We start from the raw sequence: 18,322 nt of genomic DNA, 5'->3' as shown, positions 1-18,322 counted from the left end.
ACATCATTTCATTTCAGATTTTCCGAACTACTTTTTTCATTTGCTACTTTTTCAACTGCTGGAATATCAGCGGCTGCAAAATTAAGTGTATGTAAGTTTTCCCGAGTTACCCATCTCGTGTCAGCATGCTCCCTTGCAATAGGGATACCTTCTAATAGTTTTGCTTGATACGTTTCTAGTCTAACGATAAATTTTTCGTATTCATAGGTTGTATCTTCAACTTTTTGACCAACTTCAATTGTACAATTAAATTCTTCTGTAATTTCCCGTTGTAAAGCTTGTTCTGGTGTTTCTTCAAGTTCAATTTTACCACCAGGGAATTCCCAAAGGTTTGGAAGTGACATAACCGGACTTCTTAACGCACAAAATATTTCGTTCTTCTCGTTTTCAATAATTGCCCCGACAACGTGGACTAATTTTTTCATTATTTACCACCCTAAATTTAGTTTATATCTTTATCATAGCTGATTTTAAAGTGATGAGCAGCAAGAAACTTCAAATGATTGGAATTTACTGATTGTTATGTATTTGATCTTTTAAGCGAAATCAAAATGATTCCGATCCAATTTAGTAAAAAGCATTGGTAGGGTCCATTGAAATTACAAATTACAAATTACAACATAGCAATAACGGTTATTCAACTTTTAAATGATTCTGATGAAATTGTGGCTAAGGGGATATTAATAGAGGGTAATGGTCTTTGTACTAGTTATTATGTTGAAGAGGAGAGCTTTAATTTTGTATGTATAAGCAGATTTAAGCTAGATACAATGCTAGTTACCCAATATCTTCGGATAAAAGTATGGAAGGAATATGAATTACACAGCTTAGCTCGAGGGCGGAAATCTAATGAATGAAGGATTTTATTTTGAATCTTTGATGGAGCACATTATTGTAGTAGGGGCTGATTGGTGAAAGTAATAACTTGGGAAGAATATATAGTAATTTACGACGGTGGCAATTGATATACAAATTGGATTAGTTCGGAATGAATAACAAAAAGTAGATATCTCCACATAAGTAGAGGTATCTACTTTTATAATGTTTCCGAGTCTCTTTGATAATCTAAATCTCTCCTAGGTTAAGATAGTTTGTAATATTAGCTTCAATAACTCTTCAGTTGTTTCTGGTAATTGTTCCGGTAAATAAATTGGATGTTTCATTTTTGCTCCTCCTTTAATCTCTTATTCTATTAACAATATAGTCAATCTAGTTCGAATTTATGCATGATATTATAAAAAAGTTTTCGAATCTCTTAAAAAAAGATTTAAGTGGTTTCAATGACTAAAATGTCTATTTGACGTTTTGGTCAATATTCTATATTATGATTTAGTACCCGTACTTGACCGGGAGAGGTTCATAGCTTATACCCTCTATAAAAAACTATGGATACATGACTATTCGCCATGTCCATATACTTTGGACGTGGCTTTTTTTGTTTTTATCCTTTTGTTTGCATAGATTGGTTTGTGAAGCCTCTTTTGAAAGTGTTGGGAAACATTTTTTATAGGAGGTTTTTTATTATGTCTGGAAGAAGTCATGATGAAGGTTTAAAGGATTTAACATTGTTAGGTAACCAAGGCACAAAATATTCATTTGATTATGCACCTGAAGTATTGGAGTCGGTAGATAATCTTCATTCTACTCGGGATTATTTTGTTAAATTTAACTGCCCAGAATTTACAAGTTTATGCCCAATTACAAATCAACCGGATTTTGCAACGATGTATATCTCGTATATTCCGGATAAAAAAATTGTAGAAAGTAAATCGTTGAAGTTGTATTTGTTCAGCTTTAGAAATCACGGTGATTTCCATGAAGACTGCGTTAACATCATCATGAACGATTTAATTGAATTGCTAGACCCAAGATATATTGAGGTCTGGGGGAAATTCACTCCACGCGGAGGTATTTCGATTGATCCGTGGTGTAACTATGGAAGACCAGGGACGAAATATGTAGAGATGGCGGATTTTCGTTTGATGAACCATGATCTATATCCAGAAAAAATCGATAATCGTTAAGTAGAATAATCCTTATTGAAGGAAGAGGTTATTAGCTACCCTCTTAAAAAAACTAAGAAGACACAGCACTCCTTCTTAGGGTGCTGTTTTGTCATTATAAGGGAGTTTTTATGGATGAAGCAGGAAAAAGCAATTATTGTGTTTAGTGGAGGACAGGATAGTACGACATGTCTGTTTTGGGCGAAAGAACGTTTTAAAGAGATTGAGGCAGTGACGTTTGATTATAGGCAAAGACATAATCTAGAAATCGAGTGTGCCAAGGAGATAGCTAAGGAGCTTGGTGTAAAGCATCACATACTGGATATGTCGATTTTAAATCAGCTTGCACCGAATGCATTGACACGAGATGACATAAAAGTAGAGGACGGAGAAGATGGTGGATTGCCGTCGACTTTTGTACCAGGTCGAAATTTGCTCTTTCTATCATTTGCCGGTGTTTTAGCGAGCCAGGTAGGAGCAAAGCATATCGTTACTGGCGTGTGTGAAACTGATTTTAGTGGCTATCCGGATTGTCGAGATATTTTTGTGAAATCCCTAAACGTAACACTAAATCTTTCTATGGATACTACCTTTGTGATTGATACACCACTAATGTGGTTGAACAAAGCACAAACATGGGAGCTGGCAGATCAGCTTGGAGCACTCGAGTTTGTCCGAGAGAAAACGTTGACCTGTTATAACGGAGTAATAGCGGATGGCTGTGGGGAGTGCCCAGCATGTAAGCTGAGAAATAGAGGGCTTGATGAGTATTTAAGCTTCAAGAAGGGGTCCTAAGACATGACTGATTTTAGAATTGTCGATAAGCTTCAAAAAATAGATGAAGATATTCAAAGTAGTCAATTAAAGTATCATTCAAAGCGTGTTCTCGTGAGCAAGGAATTTACCTTCGATGCTGCCCACCATTTACATAATTATGAGGGGAAATGTAAAAATCTGCACGGCCATACGTATCGTGCCGTATTAGGATTGAGTGGATACACGGATGACTGCGGTTTGATGATTGATTTTGGCGATATAAAAGAAATATGGAAACAAAAGATAGAGATATATTTGGATCATCGTTATTTGAATGAAACCCTTCCAACGATGAATACGACGGCAGAGAATATCGTTGTCTGGATTTACGGGAAGTTGTCTGAACATTTGCTTGATGAGCAACGATTTAATGGGGCACGTGTAGAATTTATCAGGCTGTATGAAACTCCGACAAGCTATGCTGAAGCAAGACGGGAGTGGATGGAAGTTGAGTAAGGTACCCATTATGGAGATTTTTGGACCGACGATTCAAGGCGAGGGAATGGTAGTGGGCCAGAAAACAATGTTTGTGCGGACTGCAGGCTGTGATTATTCCTGTTCTTGGTGTGATTCATCGTTTACATGGGATGGTAGTGGTAAGCATCTCATTGTCCAAATGACTGCAGAAGAGATTTGGTCTGAGTTAAAACGTCTTGGAGGCAGTGGTTTTTCTTTTGTCACGGTTTCGGGTGGAAATCCGGCACTCCTTCGAAACTTGGATGCACTTATTGCTATTTTAAAGGAAAACGACATAAAGATCGGAGTGGAGACACAGGGAAGCAGATGGCAGGAGTGGCTGTATGATATCGATGAACTGACGATTTCACCAAAGCCTCCCAGTTCCGGAATGATCACGGAATTTTCTGTGCTTTCGGATATCATCGAAAAGCTTAACAATCGAAATAGCGAGCAGCATACATCCCTCAAAATAGTCGTTTTCAATAAAGAGGATTATGAATATGCCAAGCAAGTTCACCTTCGATACCCGACAATCCCTTTTTATCTCCAGATTGGTAATGATGATATCACGACGACTGACAACCCACAGCTAATCAGCCATTTATTAAAGAAATACCAAGAGCTGATCGACTGGGTGATTGAGGATGAAGAATTAAGAGATGTCAAAGTACTGCCACAGCTGCACGCCCTTGTTTGGGGAAATAAAAGAGGCGTATAGTGGTCAGCCGTAAAACTGTATTTAATTTAACTAAAGGAGTAACATCATGAGAATTTTATTTTATTTAATATCTATTGTGACTGCTAATGTCGTAACCGCAGCTTTTGCACCATTACAGCTTGGCATGTTCATTGTCCCTATGGGAACGCTGTTAATAGGAGCTACCTTCATTTTTAGGGATCTTGTGCAAAACAAATACGGTAGAGCGAAGACATACTTATTCATTTTTGTAGCTTTAGCATTTTCTGCATTAGCATCATTTATGTTAGGGGATACTCTATTAATTGTACTTGCTTCAGCCATTTCCTTTGTTGTAGCTGAAACAGCAGATACAGAGATTTACACAAGACTAAAACTACCAATGGCTTGGCGTGTCTTCTATAGTGGTATTGTGGGAGGATTCCTGGATTCCGTGATTTTTGTAATAATTGGCTTGAGTCCTCTTGGAGCGAATTTTCTTCCATGGGAAGCAGTACCAGCTGCGATTGTAGGGCAAATTATTGTGAAAACCGTGATCCAGATGATTGGGGCACTGATTTTGAATCAGGTTTATGTAATAAAGGAAAAGCGTTTACTTTCTGAATGACTATATAAAAATGTAATATTTATTTTAGCCTTCCATAGATTTGGAAGGCTATTTGTTAGGTTAGAAGTTTAGTTTTGGGAATCATCATTACGTGGAAAGCTATTACTTGAATAGCCTAGTAATCTCCAGTAGACTAATAATTACGATAAAGAGACAACTGAGGAGTGAAACGCCGATGGAAATTTCTATTACAAAAGCTTTGCGTGAGTTAAAGACATTGGATGCACGCATCTTAAAGAAGATTAACGAAACGACTTTCGCGGCGTCAAAAAAACCGAAAGAGAATATTCGTGGTTTTAAGACAGTTGATGAGTTTGAAAAGGAAGCAAAAGAAAGTATACAATCTATAAAGGATTTGATGGATCGCAGAAAGCAAATCAAAAAATCGATTGTAGAATCGAATGCAACAACTATAGTTGAAGTTTCTGGAGTAAAAATGACGGTGGCCGACGCGATTGAGCGTAAAAACTTTATTGAAATCGAAAAAACACTCCTTCGTAAAATGAATACCGATTATGCTCAGTCTCAAGAAAAAGTAGAAGTTAATAACGAAATTGCCCAAGATAGATTAGATACTCAGTTAAATAATATGATTTCTAAAGATGGTAAAACCGATTTAACTGCGGTTGAAGGCTACAAAAAGTTATTTTGGGAATCCGAGGAAACGAAACTGATTGATCCAATTCATGTAAAAGAAATTGCGACAAAAATGGCTCTAGATATCGAATCTTTTGAAGATGACGTGGATGTAGCACTAAGTGAAATTAATGCACGCACGTTAATCACTATTAAACAATAAATAGTTTAAAAACTTGCTGTTATAGTGAAAAAGAAAAAAGTTTCCCCGTTTGCAGGGTCTGGGTTAATCCCTGCTCTTACAATCAACATTTGCGTATGGCTATAAAGCTTAAAGCTCAACCTTTAAAATTAAAAGCTTAACCATCAACTCTCTTATATCCTAACGTTCAATATTCAGCGATAAAAAATCTATAAAATCTCGGGTAACAGGTGCCAAAGGATTTGAAACTTCCTTTCTTCCCCTCCGAGCAGCTATGACAGCACAAAAAAGAGTGGTCCTTAGGGGTCACTCTTTTTTGTTTGGAATTTAATTTTTTAAAAATCGCCTTGTGCAAGAAACAATTATGTTTGTTTCTTGCGCAGAGTCATTTTCTAATGCTGTTATATAGAAAGAGTGATTGTCGAATAAGACGGCTACTCTTTTTTTCATTTTATTCCAGTTAGTCAGCGACCAAAGACACTAAAGGGATCCTGTATCTGATTTCAGTTACTAGATTTTAGTTTAGCGGAAATATTATTACCGGTTTCGATTATTTTACTTGTTAAGAATGCGAGTCGTTCTTCCGTTAGGTTGAAGCTGACGACACCAACGCTTATGGCACCGATGATTTGTCCAAGACTGTCCTTGATAGAGACTGCGACTGAAGAAGTGCCTTCGGTTCGTTCAGAGTGACTTATTGCATATCCCTGCTTCGTAATCTGGCTAAGTGTTTGTGAAAAGTTGGGGATTTCTCCTGCTGGTAAAAGCTGTGACAATATACTTTCTGATTGGGAACTAGGCATGGCTGCAAGTATTGATTTGTTGGCAGCACCGATGTGCAATGGAATACGCAATCCTAGTTGGTCGTATATTCGGATTGGATTATTTTCGCTATCAATTCTTTCTACAATCATTGCTTCTATCCCAACAGGTTTGCTTAAATAGACACTCTCTTCTACTTCTTTAGACAAGCGTTCTAGCTCTGGTCTGACTTTACTGACGTAGTCTATCGTATCGTACACTTGTAGACCATACTCTAACCAAACCATGCCAAGACGGTACAACTTGGAGTGCTCATCTTGCTCTACCATGCTTTGTTTAATCATCGCTTGTAATAATCTATGCATCGTGCTCAGTGGGAGCTCACATTGTTTGGAAAGCTCAGAAATACTTATTCCTTTATCATTTGCATGTGCTACTAAAACCTTTGCAACAGACATCGCGCGAGTAATGGATTGCATATGAATCACCGCCTATTTTATATTGTTCGAAAAAACAGCATTTAAATATTCGAAATATATTGACATCATATCATGAAACGCATATATTTTAAATATAATATTTCCGCTATTCAGAAACGTTTTCCGATATGCGGAAAAGGAGGAGTAGAAATGTCTTTTAACTCATCTATGTATAAAAAATTAGAGAGAGTAATTGTAAAGCATCCGAACGAAGCTTTTATTAGTCAAGAACACTTATCGGATAAGTGGAGATCATTCAATTACCTAGAAGAACCTAATTTTGAAGAAGCGGTGCGTGAATATAAAACATTCATCGAAATTTTAGAAAAGCATGTACCACAAATCGATTATCTGCCGAAATCGGACAAAGTAGGTTTAGATTCAATTTACGCACATGACCCAGTGAAACTTACGCCAGCTGGTGCCATTATTTTAAAATCAGGCAAGAAAATAAGACAGCCTGAAGCAGCCATTTATAAAGATTTTTTACAAGAAAAAGAGATTCCGATTATTGGAGAGTTAACTGGTGAAGCAGTATCAGACGGTGGAGATATCGTCTGGTTAGATGATAAAACTCTTGTAGTGGGTCGCGGATATCGTACAAACGACGAAGCCATTCGTCAACTAAAAGAAATAACAGCCCCATATGTAGATGAGTTCATCGTAGTGCAGCTTCCACATGATCAAGGAGAAGCAGAATGCTTACATTTGATGTCTTTCATCAGTATGGTTGATAAAGATTTGGCAGCAGTACATTCACCATTGATGCCAGTATTTTTCCGTCAGTTACTGATAGAGCGTGGTATTCAATTAGTAGAGGTACCAAAAGCAGAATACGATAATCTTGGATGTAATGTACTAGCGCTTGCACCACGTGTTTGTGTAATAGTCGAAGGCAATGAATCGACGAAACAGCAATTGCTTGATGCGGGAGCAACAGTTTATGAATACAAAGGACGAGAAATCAGTGTATTAGGTACTGGTGGTCCAACATGTCTAACAAGTCCAGTTATTAGAAATTAAGGGGGAACATGAAATGAGTAAATTTCAAAATGTAATTGCAAAAACGCCAGGTAAAAGCTACGTAGAAGGATTAACAACTTCCGATCTTGGGAAACCGGATTATGAAAAACTATTAGTTCAGCATAAGGCTTACGTGGAGGCACTAAAAAAATGTGGAGTAGAGGTAACACTGCTTTCAGCAAGTGAAGAATTCCCAGATTCGACGTTTGTAGAAGATGCTGCAGTGCTGACATCTGGATTTGCTGTTGTTACAAATCCGGGAGCGGAATCTAGAAATGGAGAAATTGTTGAAATTGAAAGCGCTTTAAAAGATTTTTATAAGAAGTTTCATTATATAAAATCACCTGGAACACTTGATGGTGGAGATATTCTTCAAGCGGACAATAAATTCTATATTGGAATTTCTGAACGTACCAATGAAGAAGGTGCACATCAGTTAAAAGAAATTTTAGAAGGCGAAGGTTTTGAAGCAACAATCATCCCGTTACAAAAATTCTTCCATTTGAAAACTGGTATCGCATATTTAGGGAATAACAAAATGGTCGTTGCAGGTGAATTTGTCGATCATCCAGCTTTTGAATCATACGACAAAATCATTATAACTAATGAAGATGAATACTCAGCAAACTGCATTCGTGTAAACGAATATGTAATTATTCCAGAAGGCTACAGCGAAACAAAACGCAAAATCAACGAAGCTGGCTATGAAACAATTGAACTTGATATGTCTGAAGTTCGTAAGCAAGACGGCGGTCTTAGTTGCCTATCATTGAGATTCTAACGAATTATTACGGGTGCCAGCCACCCGTAATAATCAGAAATAATAAGCGCATTAGATTAAGTTAAAGAGATAACAAGGGGGAGGGAATAGTATGTCTAATAATAGCGATTCAGCACAACAAAATGTATTAAACCGCTCGATGAAAAGCCGTCATTTACTTATGTTGTCACTTGGTGGGGTAATTGGGACTGGATTATTTTTAAATGCAGGTTATACGATTAATCAGGCAGGTCCAGGAGGGGCTATACTTGGTTATCTATTTGGTGGGTTAATCTTGTATATGGTAATGATCTGTCTTGGAGAGCTTGCTGTTCATATGCCGGTAACAGGTTCTTTTCAAACTTATGCGACGCGATTTATTAGTCCATCTGCAGGATTTTCACTTGGATGGATGTATTTTGTAGGCTCGGCTGCTACGGCTGGTGTCGAGTTTACCGCTGCGGGCATACTAATGCAGCATTGGTTCCCAGATGTTCCAATCTGGATTTGGTGTGCAATTTTCATGGTTTTATTATTTGCTTTGAATGCGCTGACAACTAAAGCTTTTGCTGAAGCGGAATTTTGGTTTGCGGGCATTAAGGTAGTGGCGGTAGTTCTGTTTATAATCATTGGGGCTGCAGCAATTTTTGGCCTTATTCCATTGGAAGAAAGAGCAACGCCATTTGCGACTAACTTAGCACCTACAGGACTGTTTCCAGCAGGGATTGCTATTGTTTTTGTTACAATGATGAATGTTATCTTCTCCTACCAAGGTTCTGAGTTAGTAGGTATTGCAGCAGGAGAAACGGAAAATCCAGAAAAGAATATCCCAAAAGCTATTCGAACAATTATTTTTAGAATCGTCGTGTTTTATATTGCTTCTATTATTGTATTATCTGCTATTTTCCCAGCATCCGAACTTGGGCTGCTTGAAAGTCCATTTGTTACTTTAATGAATTTAGCGGGTATACCGTATGCTGGTAGTATTATGAATTTTGTTATTTTAACTGCAATTTTGTCAGTAGGGAATTCATGTCTATATGCTTCAACCCGTTTATTGTGGTCGATGGCAAAGGAAGGTATGGCCCCAAAGATATTCGGTCGTTTATCTAAACGAAAAGTTCCACTTACTGCTTTAATATTTACGATGGCTTTTTCTTTACTATCATTATTAACAAGTGTAATGCAGGCAGATACAGTATTCGTTTTATTGATGTCGATCGCAGGGATTTCAGTTACTATTTCATGGATGGGAATTGCGGCATCTCAATTAATGTTTCGTCGCCAGTATATGAAGAATGGTGGAAAACTGGATGATTTAGGTTATAAAGTTCGCTTCTATCCATTAGTTCCGATAATCTGTATTGCGTTTTGTTTACTGATATTAGTATTTTTAGCGTTTGATCCGACACAGCGCGTAGGCCTTTATTATGGAGTAGGGTTTTTCATCGCCTGTATGCTATTCTACAAATTGAGATTAGAAAAGAAAAATAATAAAGCAGAATTAACAAATAGTAACGTGGTTCAAGAGAATTAAAATCTTTGTTATCTGAATATTTAGAATTACTGTTTTGTTGGGCATTAGTAATAAAGGAGAAATTTTAATGAGTCAATTATTATGGAGTACATCAGAAAAGCTTAGGACGTTGTTATGCGAATTAGTTAGTTGGGACAGTATTTCTTTAACAGAAGGTGAAACTACTTTTGCTCCAAAAACATTGGATAAATTAAGAGAATTAAAGTATTTTCAAGAACACCCGAGTCATTTGCAGTTGCTTGATGCAGGACTGGGCAGATATGCGGTAACTGCATTGTATAAACATCCAGATGCTGTTGAAACGGTCGTTTTGATCAGTCATTTTGATACGGTTCAAACAGAGGAATATGGTGCTTTGCAGCCACTCGCTTATTTTCCAGAGGAGCTGACGCAAAAGCTAATGGAAGATCCGAGTGATTTACCGGAATCAGCTCGTATCGATTTAGAAACTGGAAAGTATTTGTTTGGTCGAGGCACGATGGACATGAAAATGGGGCTTGCTCTCCATATGCAATTGATAGAAAAAGCAAGTGTCGAGAAGTGGCCGATCAATCTTGTATTGACGACCGTTCCGGATGAGGAAGTGAATTCTGCAGGAATGCGTGCAGCGGTGACTCAGTTAGTACGTCTTCGTGAGGAATTTGGGTTGACTTATAAATTATTTTTGAATAGTGAACCATCGTTTTCTCAAAACCCAACAGATATCGCGGAGTATATTTATTCAGGAACGATTGGTAAAATTATGCCCGCCGCTTTATTTTATGGGAAAGAAACGCATGTTGGAGAACCGATGAAAGGGATGACGGCGAACTATATTGCATCCTATTTGACCCAACGTATGGAATGGAATTCATTATTCCGTGAGACGGATCTTGGAGAAAGTACTCCGCTTCCAGTTTCCTTGCAGCAAAAAGATTTAAAGCTGTCCTATTCTACACAAACACCATATCGTGCAGTATCATTGTATAATGTATTTTTATTTAAACGTACTGCATCGGAAGTGATGGATCTTTTTGAACAAGTGGCAACAGAGGCGATGAGTGCTTTAAATGCCGACTATCAGAAGATATGCCAACGTGAGGGAGTAAAAGGTGTAGGGGAAGTCAAAGTACTTCGTTATGAACAACTGCTTCTCTATGCAAATCAAAAACTAGGAACGGAAGAAGTAGAACGATTAAAACAAGAGACACTTGTGCAGGAAGATTGGGACGATCGTGAAAAATCATTGAGGATTGTTGATAATCTGATGATCCAGTGCCAAGAATTAGCTCCTGCGACAGTAATCCTATTCGCCCCACCTTACTATCCAGCAGTCAATACATCCAATGATCCGCTTATAGTGGAAGCGGTTGAGCTAATGAAGAAATCAGCGCAATCATTCAATAATAAAATCGACCAAATCCACTACTTTAACGGAATTTGTGATTTAAGTTACGTAAATTATGATGATGGTTCCAATGGATGGACAGCTTTCGAAAATAACACGCCGGTTTGGGGAGACACATACAGTATCCCATTTGAAGACATGGCACAATTGAAAGGTCCCATATTAAATGTTGGTCCTTTCGGTAAAGACGCGCATCAAAAAACCGAAAGATTGCATGTAGACAGTGCATTCGTCGAAATGCCTGTAATGCTAGAAACATTATTGAAAAGCTTGTATTAATAGGGAAAGTGACTCCAGAACTATATATGGAGTCACTTTTTTGTTTATAATCGACTCTGTGTAAGAAACAATTCGTAACAGACTTGAATGCTGAAACTTTCACGTTTGTGTTTTACACAGGGGCATTACTTTACTTTCTAAAAACTTTTTTCAAAGTGGTAAGTCTAATAGATAGGGACATATGAAAAGAGGTGAAATCTTGACCGAAGAAATACTAGTAAAGCAAGCGATCAAAGGTGACGAAGAAGCATTTTTAACATTAATCCATTCATATGAGGAAGCACTATATCGAACAGCTATCTCTTATTTGAAAAATGAAGGAGATGCACTAGAGGCTATCCAAGAAGTGACTTATAGAGCCTATCGAAGTATAAAAACGGTGAAGGAGCCTGCCTATTTTAAAACTTGGCTCATCCGAATCATGATGAATTATTGCCGGGATGTTATCAAGAAAAGTAAGAGGGAAGTGTTCGAGGAACGAATACTTAACATACAAGGAATAACTGAAGATTTCACTTTTTTGGAGGTCGAGGAGGCTCTTTTAAGTTTATCCGATTATGAAAGAGAGTTATTACATTTGAAGTATTTTGAAGATGTCAAAATAAAGGACATTTCCGTTATGTGGAATACCCCAGAAGGAACGATTAAAACGCGGCTACATAAAGCTTTACGAGCACTTAGGGCAGGATTTGAAGAGAAGGGAGAGGTTAAACGTGTTTGAGGAGGAAAAAAAGAAGCTGGAGCAGAGGAAAAAATCTATTGATAAGATGGAAGTATCAAAGGAAAAGCTACACTTTGCCGTACAAAGTGGATTCGCGAAAGCAAAAAAAGAACAAGCATTAAAAAGAGTGAAGATAATAAAGCGGAGTTCATGGTCGATTGTAATTGCTGCAATCCTTCTCATCTCGTTTATCACAACAATCTCTGTATCTCCTGTATTCGCAAACAAGGTTGCTTCTATACCAGGGATGGATAGGGTACTCTCTCTTATTCAGCAAGATAAAGGATTGACTGCAGCTGTAGAAAATGACTATTACCAGCCAATCAATAAGTCTCTAGAAAAAAATGGTATTACAGTAACCCTGGATGGAGTTTTAGCAGATAATAATGGACTGGTCGTATTTTATTCTGTTCAATCAAAGGAAATAGATATAAGCAAGCTAGAATTGAAGTATATTCAATTATGGTCGGGATTACATACTACTAACTATAGTTTTGACTTAGGTAGTCACTCTATTCCTTTGGCTCCTGAAGAAAACACCGATATTTATAGTACCTCGGAACACTTATGGAAAGTAAAACAAGGCAAAGATCTTTCGTGGGTAGTCGGTTTGAAGAATGGTGATAAGACGGAGCATTTTAGAATTCCATTTTCTTATAAAAAGATGGATGTTGAGAGTAAGAATTTTATAGTAAACAAAGAAGTGAAAATTGAAGGGCAAAGCCTTAAAGTAAAGGAGGTAATAGTCGATCCAATACGCGCGGTTGTTAAGATAGAAGAAAATCCTAAAAACACAAAAAAACTTCTGGCTCGACCATTTGATGAATTAGAACTGGTAGATGAAAAGGGAAGGAAATGGTCTGCTATCCCTGGAAATGCATATAAACCACTAGAGGAAGGTAATGTATGGGAAGTACCACTAAAAGAAAGTTTTTACTTTTATGAGCCAAAAAAGTTAACGTTAACATTTGGAAAAATAGCAGCAATGGATAAAGAGGAAGCCTATATTTTAATCGATACCGAATCCAAAAAGTTTATACAACAGCCTTCCCAATCAATATTCTCAAATTTGCAAGTGAAGGATAATCGTGTCAGTTTTACTGTAAATATCGATAAAGATTACGATATGAATATGGTTGGATTTATAAAATTTACAGATGCTGATGAAAAAGAATTTTATATACACTATGAGGGACGTACACCACTCTATTCTAACTATGTAAAAGGTTCAAAGACTAACTCTCCTGGAGAAGGGAGAATCGAATTTGAACTACCAAATAAGTCGGTTACTACTTTTACAAATCCCATTCGATTGGATCTTGATTTTTACCCATCCTGGATAGAAGAGGATGCGGAGATAAAAGTCAAATAAAAAAGAGGAGTGGGAAGAAGCTTTACACTTCCCAATCCTCTTAAAACTTACCCGGTATGAGTTACCAACATATTGTTCAAAGCACACAAGAAACAATGAAGACGATGGAAATATAAATACAACTATCTAAATTTAAATCTCTTCCAAAATCCCTTTAACTAACTCAACAAATTTAAGTCTAACTTTCCCTGCAACGTCAATTACTTCCTCGTGATTTAGCGGCTGATCTAATATTCCACATGCCATATTCGTTATGCAAGAAACACCAAGTACTTTCATACCACCGTGAACAGCTACAATCGCTTCGGGTACAGTAGACATACCTGCTGCGTCAGCTCCTAATGTGCGGAACATACGGATTTCTGCCGGAGTTTCGTAAGTAGGTCCACTCCACCAAGCATACACTCCTTCTTGCAATTCCATGTTTTGCTCTTTTGCTACCTTGGTTGCAATACTACGTAGCTCTTTGTTATATACCTCTGATAAATCAGGGAAACGAGTACCTAATTTATTATTATTGGGTCCAATTAAAGGATTGGCCCCAACTAAATTAATATGGTCCGTAATTAACATTAAGTCACCTGGTTTAAAGCTTGTATTCACGGCACCGCAGGCATTTGTAATAATTACTTTTTCAATGCCTAGTGCTTTCATTACACGTACTGGGAAGGTTACTTCATCCAATGTAAAACCTTCATAATAGTGAAAACGACCTTTCATAGCGGCTACTATTTTTCCATTTAATTCTCCAATGACAAGCTCGTTGGCATGACCTATAGCTTCGGACTTTGCAAAGTGAGGAACTTCACTATAAGGAATTTTGACTGGGTTCTTAATTTCATCAGCAAGTGTCCCTAAGCCTGAGCCTAGAATCATTCCGATCACAGGGCGGTGATCTGTCTTACTCATTATGAAATCTCTAGTTTCTATAATATCTTCGATGTGGTGCATCAATAATTCCTCCTTGAAATGGTACATTAAAAAACAATACACAAAGTATGTTGTTGGTAAAAGTTTAATGTAGGTGAGGAACATTGTAAAGAAAACTATAATGTAATTTGAACGCATTACTCGAATAGAATCAATAATCTCTAACAATAATATACAAATAAATATCAATAGATAAAATAGTTTTAAAATATGGTGCCAGGTTCTAAAAAAGTGAACTGCATTAGAACCTGGTACCTCTTAATATTTAAACCAATTTAAAATCAGAAACAACGTCTTGAAGCTTCTCGGACATTTCTGCTAAAGATCGCGAAGCCGCAGTCATCTCAACCATGGAAGCGTACTGCTCTTGTGCAGCAGCTACTACATTTTGAGTATAATCAGTAGATTTTTCTGTGACATCTTTTGTATTGTCTACTTCATTTACAAGAACATCTGTATTATTATTTATTTCTTGAATTTCTGCTGAAATAATCGACAATTTATTATTGATTAAACTCACATCAGTTGCTATTTTTTCAAACGTACTGCCGGCGTTAGAAACGAAACTCATACCAGTTTCAATTGCTATTTTTCCTTCGTTCACGGTTTGAACTGTATGTTTTGTATTGACTTGGATTTCACCTATTAAAGTAGAAATATTTTTAGCAGCATTTCCAGATTCCTCTGCTAGTTTACGTACTTCGTCTGCTACAACCGCAAATCCTTTACCGTGTTCCCCTGCTCTAGCTGCTTCAATTGCAGCGTTTAAGGCAAGTAAATTTGTTTGTTCTGCAATACCTGTAATTACGTTAATAATTTCTCCAATTTCTTGTGATTTACGTTCAAGGATTACCATTGATTCTGTTGTTATCGTACTCTGACTATTGATTTGCTTCATTTGTTCTACCGTTTGCGTAATAACTTCATTGCCTGATAGAGAAACTTTAGATGTTTCAATAGAAAGGTCATTTACTTCCTTAATATTCGATGTTATTTCAGTAATGCTAGATGAAATTTGACTAACAGAGTTTTTTGCTTCCTCCATACCAAATAACTGTTTTTCTTGACCAGAAGAAATTTGCTGAATGGAATCCGTAATTTCCTCTGAAGCTCTACTAGTCTCTTCACTACTTGCGGTAAGTTCCTCAGACGTTGCCGCTACTTGTTGTGCGGAGCTAGAAACCGAATCGATAACATCTTTTAAATTAGACGCCATTGTGTTTATGCCAGTAGCCAAATCACCAAGCTCATCTTTATTTTTTATCTGAATATTTTTACTGGATAAGTCTTGATGAGCAATTTTTTTCACATTTTCAACGATTAATTGAATCGGAATTGCTAAATGTCTTGAAAACAGAACAATAACAATAGTACCCAACAAGATACTCACTGCTAGCGTAATGATAAGTGTTTTAAGGATTGAGTTAGTCCCTTCATTAAAGGCTTCCATATAGGTTCCAGCACTTATCACCCATCCCCAGTTTGGATCTAGCGCATTATAAGTAACTTTTCTAGCTGCAGTATCTGGCTGATTTGGTAAGTCCCATTTATAATACGTAAATCCACCGCCATCCTGCGCCACTTTTATGATATCCTGTACAACATAATTACCATCAACATCTTGCATGTCCCAACCATTAGTTCCTTCTATAGTAGGATGCGCTACTTCTAATCCATCTTCCAAGTAAGCCGCAAAATATCCGTTCGCACCTAAGTCTACCTTAGACGATATCGTACGTTTACCATCACTTTGTAAATCCCCGATTAAATATTGTTTTACTTTTTCCTGTGCATCCTCCAGGGGTATATCCCCGTTTTCAACTGCGTAATTCATTGATTCGATTAATTGGAGCGCCATCTCTACGCCGTTTTTGAGAGTTTTTTCTCCCAGGTTATCTAAACTTTCTTTAGACGAATAATAACTGCTTACCCCAATTATTACACTTGGAATTAGTAGTAGACAGATGGAAATAATAAATAGCTTTGTACGTATTTTCACTGTTAAATCCTCCGATTCTCTGTAGCCATTAACTAAGTATTGTAGTAATTTTTTTCCAAGCATTTATAAATGTCAAATAATCAACTTAACGATGTATTATTAACTCTATTTCAATTATCGACTAGATCTTTGTATTCTTTAGAAAATATTAAATTGATAAGAAAGGACTATTCTAGTGCAGGTGAAAAAGTATCATAAAATACAAGATAATATGTGAGTGAAATCTAGTAATAACCCTTTTTCATCTCATATATCGTTCTGCAAAAATAGGATAAGCAAGACAAACAAGGTTATTAGTCATGTATTATAGTATAATTACATTATTTGCATGAAAATTGTCGAATAATCTCTTTTAATAGAAATAACTGAAGGAAGTACATATGTATATGAAAAGTCATAAAGTAAAAATAATTCTTGTCTTATCTACTGTATTACTACTCTTTTTTTCAGCTTTAAATGTGTATACCTCATACGTGAGAATGAAAAATACAGTCGAAGAATCAGTTGCAAACCAAAGTTTAGAGGCGGCTAAGTCCATAGCTTCCTCTATAGATGTAGAAACGTATCAGAAATTTTTGGATAACCCGGAGAAAAATGAATATTTTCGAGAAATTGAAATCTATTTGAGTGATGCGCGCGAAAAGTTGGGCTCCCTATATGTTTATACACTAAAGGTCGATAATCCTGAAGTATCTAAACAGATGATATTAGGGCACTCTGGCGAGTTAGAGAGTTTAGAAAATTATCGGATAGGTGATGCATGTACAGTACCAAAAGAGCAAGTAAAAAAAGCCTACGAGGGAAAGACATATGTAACCAAAGTACTGAAGGATCCAAGTTATGGAGATTACTTATCTGTTGGAGCACCGATAAAGAACGATGAAGGAAAAATCTTAGGTTATTTAGGTATCGATACGAGTATAGATACAATCAATCAGATTAAAGGAGATGCGTTAGAAAGGAATACTGCAATACTTGTATTCAACGGTGTACTCATTTTCATTGTAATAGGCTCTTTTGTATTTATGCAAAGATGGTATCAAAGAGAGGTTACAAAGGAAGTAGGGCATACAGAGGATACATATCAAACAGAGATAAAAACATTAATAACCTCCATTTCTTCATTACGACATGATTTTTCTAATCATATTCTAGTTTTACATGGACTCTTAAAAATAGGGCAGTCGGATAAGGCATTACAATATGCAACCTCTCTTTTTGAAGAAGTAAAAACGATAGAATCTCTTAAAATAGATATAGATCACCCAGGTCTTTCGATATTGTTGCAAACAAAGAGGATAGCTGCTCAAAATCATCGTATTAATATGGATATAGCAATCTCTCAGGTTTCGTTTGAGAGTATAAAAACGACGGATTTAATCATCATTTTATCGAATTTAATCGATAATGCCATGGATGCAGCGATAGCGTTACCAGAGGGAGAACGAAAAATAAAGATAGACTGTACAGCAAATGATACTCATTATCTATTTAAGATTACAAATACTGGTCCAAAGATTTGCGAGAAAGAACAAATTTTTAAACAAGGGTATTCAACAAAAAATGAAGAAGAAGGAAAAATAAGAGGACAAGGATTATTTATAGTGAAGGAAGTTGTAAACAAATATAATGGGATAATTTCAATTGAATCAACAGCCGAATTAGAAACAACGGCTATTGTGAAAATTCCGCTAAAGTAAATTTGCTTTTTCA

17 protein-coding genes and 1 riboswitch are annotated in these 18,322 nt (G+C 36.7%); of the genes, 13 read left to right on the top strand and 4 right to left on the bottom strand.

Translation table 11 applies throughout. The features are described 5' to 3' along the window. Positions 1-8: 8 nt before the first annotated feature. Entirely contained in the window at positions 9-425 is a 417-nt protein-coding gene (locus MKY37_RS08590; RefSeq protein ID WP_340775975.1) for a (deoxy)nucleoside triphosphate pyrophosphohydrolase, read from the bottom strand. A gap of 921 nt (positions 426-1,346) precedes the next feature. Continuing rightward, positions 1,347-1,393, top strand: a riboswitch (PreQ1 riboswitch). 130 nt (positions 1,394-1,523) lie between these two features. Between MKY37_RS08590 and queF the strand changes: the two genes are divergently transcribed. The 6 genes from queF (at position 1,524) to MKY37_RS08560 (ending at position 5,381) form a co-directional block, all read left to right on the top strand. Further along, a complete protein-coding gene (gene queF, locus MKY37_RS08585) occupies positions 1,524-2,024 on the top strand; it encodes a preQ(1) synthase (RefSeq protein ID WP_093061915.1) in 501 nt (166 codons plus the stop codon). A gap of 114 nt (positions 2,025-2,138) precedes the next feature. After that, a complete protein-coding gene (queC, locus tag MKY37_RS08580) occupies positions 2,139-2,798 on the top strand; it encodes a 7-cyano-7-deazaguanine synthase QueC (RefSeq protein WP_340775967.1) in 660 nt (219 codons plus the stop codon). A gap of 3 nt (positions 2,799-2,801) precedes the next feature. Next, entirely contained in the window at positions 2,802-3,275 is a 474-nt protein-coding gene (queD, locus tag MKY37_RS08575; RefSeq protein ID WP_340775965.1) for a 6-carboxytetrahydropterin synthase QueD, read from the top strand. Next, entirely contained in the window at positions 3,268-3,996 is a 729-nt protein-coding gene (gene queE, locus MKY37_RS08570) for a 7-carboxy-7-deazaguanine synthase QueE (protein ID WP_340775962.1), read from the top strand. The genes queD and queE overlap by 8 nt, the downstream gene beginning before the upstream one ends. 46 nt (positions 3,997-4,042) lie before the next feature. Continuing rightward, the gene (locus MKY37_RS08565; protein WP_340775959.1) at positions 4,043-4,582 is read left to right on the top strand and encodes a VUT family protein; all 540 of its coding nucleotides are present in this window, start codon (positions 4,043-4,045) and stop codon (positions 4,580-4,582) included. Between the two features lie 175 nt (positions 4,583-4,757). After that, positions 4,758-5,381 carry a hypothetical protein gene (locus tag MKY37_RS08560; protein WP_340775957.1) on the top strand — a complete coding sequence of 208 codons (624 nt, stop codon included), beginning with the start codon at positions 4,758-4,760 and terminating at the stop codon, positions 5,379-5,381. A 482-nt stretch (positions 5,382-5,863) separates the two neighbouring features. Here the strand turns inward: MKY37_RS08560 and MKY37_RS08555 are convergent, their stop codons facing one another. Beyond that, a complete protein-coding gene (locus MKY37_RS08555; RefSeq protein WP_340775955.1) occupies positions 5,864-6,601 on the bottom strand; it encodes an IclR family transcriptional regulator in 738 nt (245 codons plus the stop codon). A 150-nt stretch (positions 6,602-6,751) separates the two neighbouring features. On the opposite strand from MKY37_RS08555, the gene MKY37_RS08550 reads away from it, so the two are divergent. The 6 genes from MKY37_RS08550 (at position 6,752) to MKY37_RS08525 (ending at position 13,680) form a co-directional block, all read left to right on the top strand. After that, positions 6,752-7,624 (top strand): dimethylarginine dimethylaminohydrolase family protein, encoded by an 873-nt coding sequence (locus tag MKY37_RS08550; protein ID WP_093496678.1) that lies wholly within the window; start codon positions 6,752-6,754, stop codon positions 7,622-7,624. A gap of 13 nt (positions 7,625-7,637) precedes the next feature. After that, positions 7,638-8,405 carry a dimethylarginine dimethylaminohydrolase family protein gene (locus tag MKY37_RS08545; RefSeq protein WP_093496679.1) on the top strand — a complete coding sequence of 256 codons (768 nt, stop codon included), beginning with the start codon at positions 7,638-7,640 and terminating at the stop codon, positions 8,403-8,405. A 91-nt stretch (positions 8,406-8,496) separates the two neighbouring features. Further along, on the top strand, positions 8,497-9,921 hold the full coding sequence (locus tag MKY37_RS08540; protein WP_340775952.1) for an amino acid permease: 1,425 nt from the start codon (positions 8,497-8,499) through the stop codon (positions 9,919-9,921). A 67-nt stretch (positions 9,922-9,988) separates the two neighbouring features. Beyond that, complete coding sequence (locus MKY37_RS08535; RefSeq protein ID WP_340775950.1) at positions 9,989-11,587, top strand: M20/M25/M40 family metallo-hydrolase; 1,599 nt, start codon at positions 9,989-9,991, stop codon at positions 11,585-11,587. A 199-nt stretch (positions 11,588-11,786) separates the two neighbouring features. After that, positions 11,787-12,308: a sigma-70 family RNA polymerase sigma factor gene (locus MKY37_RS08530; protein ID WP_340775948.1), complete on the top strand. Its 522-nt coding sequence runs from the start codon at positions 11,787-11,789 to the stop codon at positions 12,306-12,308. Continuing rightward, positions 12,301-13,680 (top strand): DUF4179 domain-containing protein, encoded by a 1,380-nt coding sequence (locus MKY37_RS08525; protein ID WP_340775946.1) that lies wholly within the window; start codon positions 12,301-12,303, stop codon positions 13,678-13,680. Before MKY37_RS08530 ends, MKY37_RS08525 begins: the two co-directional genes overlap by 8 nt. 132 nt (positions 13,681-13,812) lie before the next feature. Here the strand turns inward: MKY37_RS08525 and MKY37_RS08520 are convergent, their stop codons facing one another. Beyond that, positions 13,813-14,631 (bottom strand): purine-nucleoside phosphorylase, encoded by an 819-nt coding sequence (locus MKY37_RS08520; RefSeq protein WP_340775945.1) that lies wholly within the window; start codon positions 14,629-14,631, stop codon positions 13,813-13,815. 244 nt (positions 14,632-14,875) lie between these two features. Continuing rightward, positions 14,876-16,672, bottom strand: a complete 1,797-nt coding sequence (locus MKY37_RS08515; RefSeq protein WP_340775943.1) for a methyl-accepting chemotaxis protein — start codon at positions 16,670-16,672, stop codon at positions 14,876-14,878. 323 nt (positions 16,673-16,995) lie between these two features. Between MKY37_RS08515 and MKY37_RS08510 the strand changes: the two genes are divergently transcribed. Further along, a complete protein-coding gene (locus MKY37_RS08510) occupies positions 16,996-18,309 on the top strand; it encodes a GHKL domain-containing protein (RefSeq protein ID WP_340775940.1) in 1,314 nt (437 codons plus the stop codon). Positions 18,310-18,322 lie beyond the last annotated feature (13 nt).

It is taken from the genome of Psychrobacillus sp. FSL K6-2836, assembly GCF_038003085.1.
GTDB lineage: Bacteria > Bacillota > Bacilli > Bacillales_A > Planococcaceae > Psychrobacillus.
This window is presented reverse-complemented; position numbering and strand designations above follow the sequence as displayed.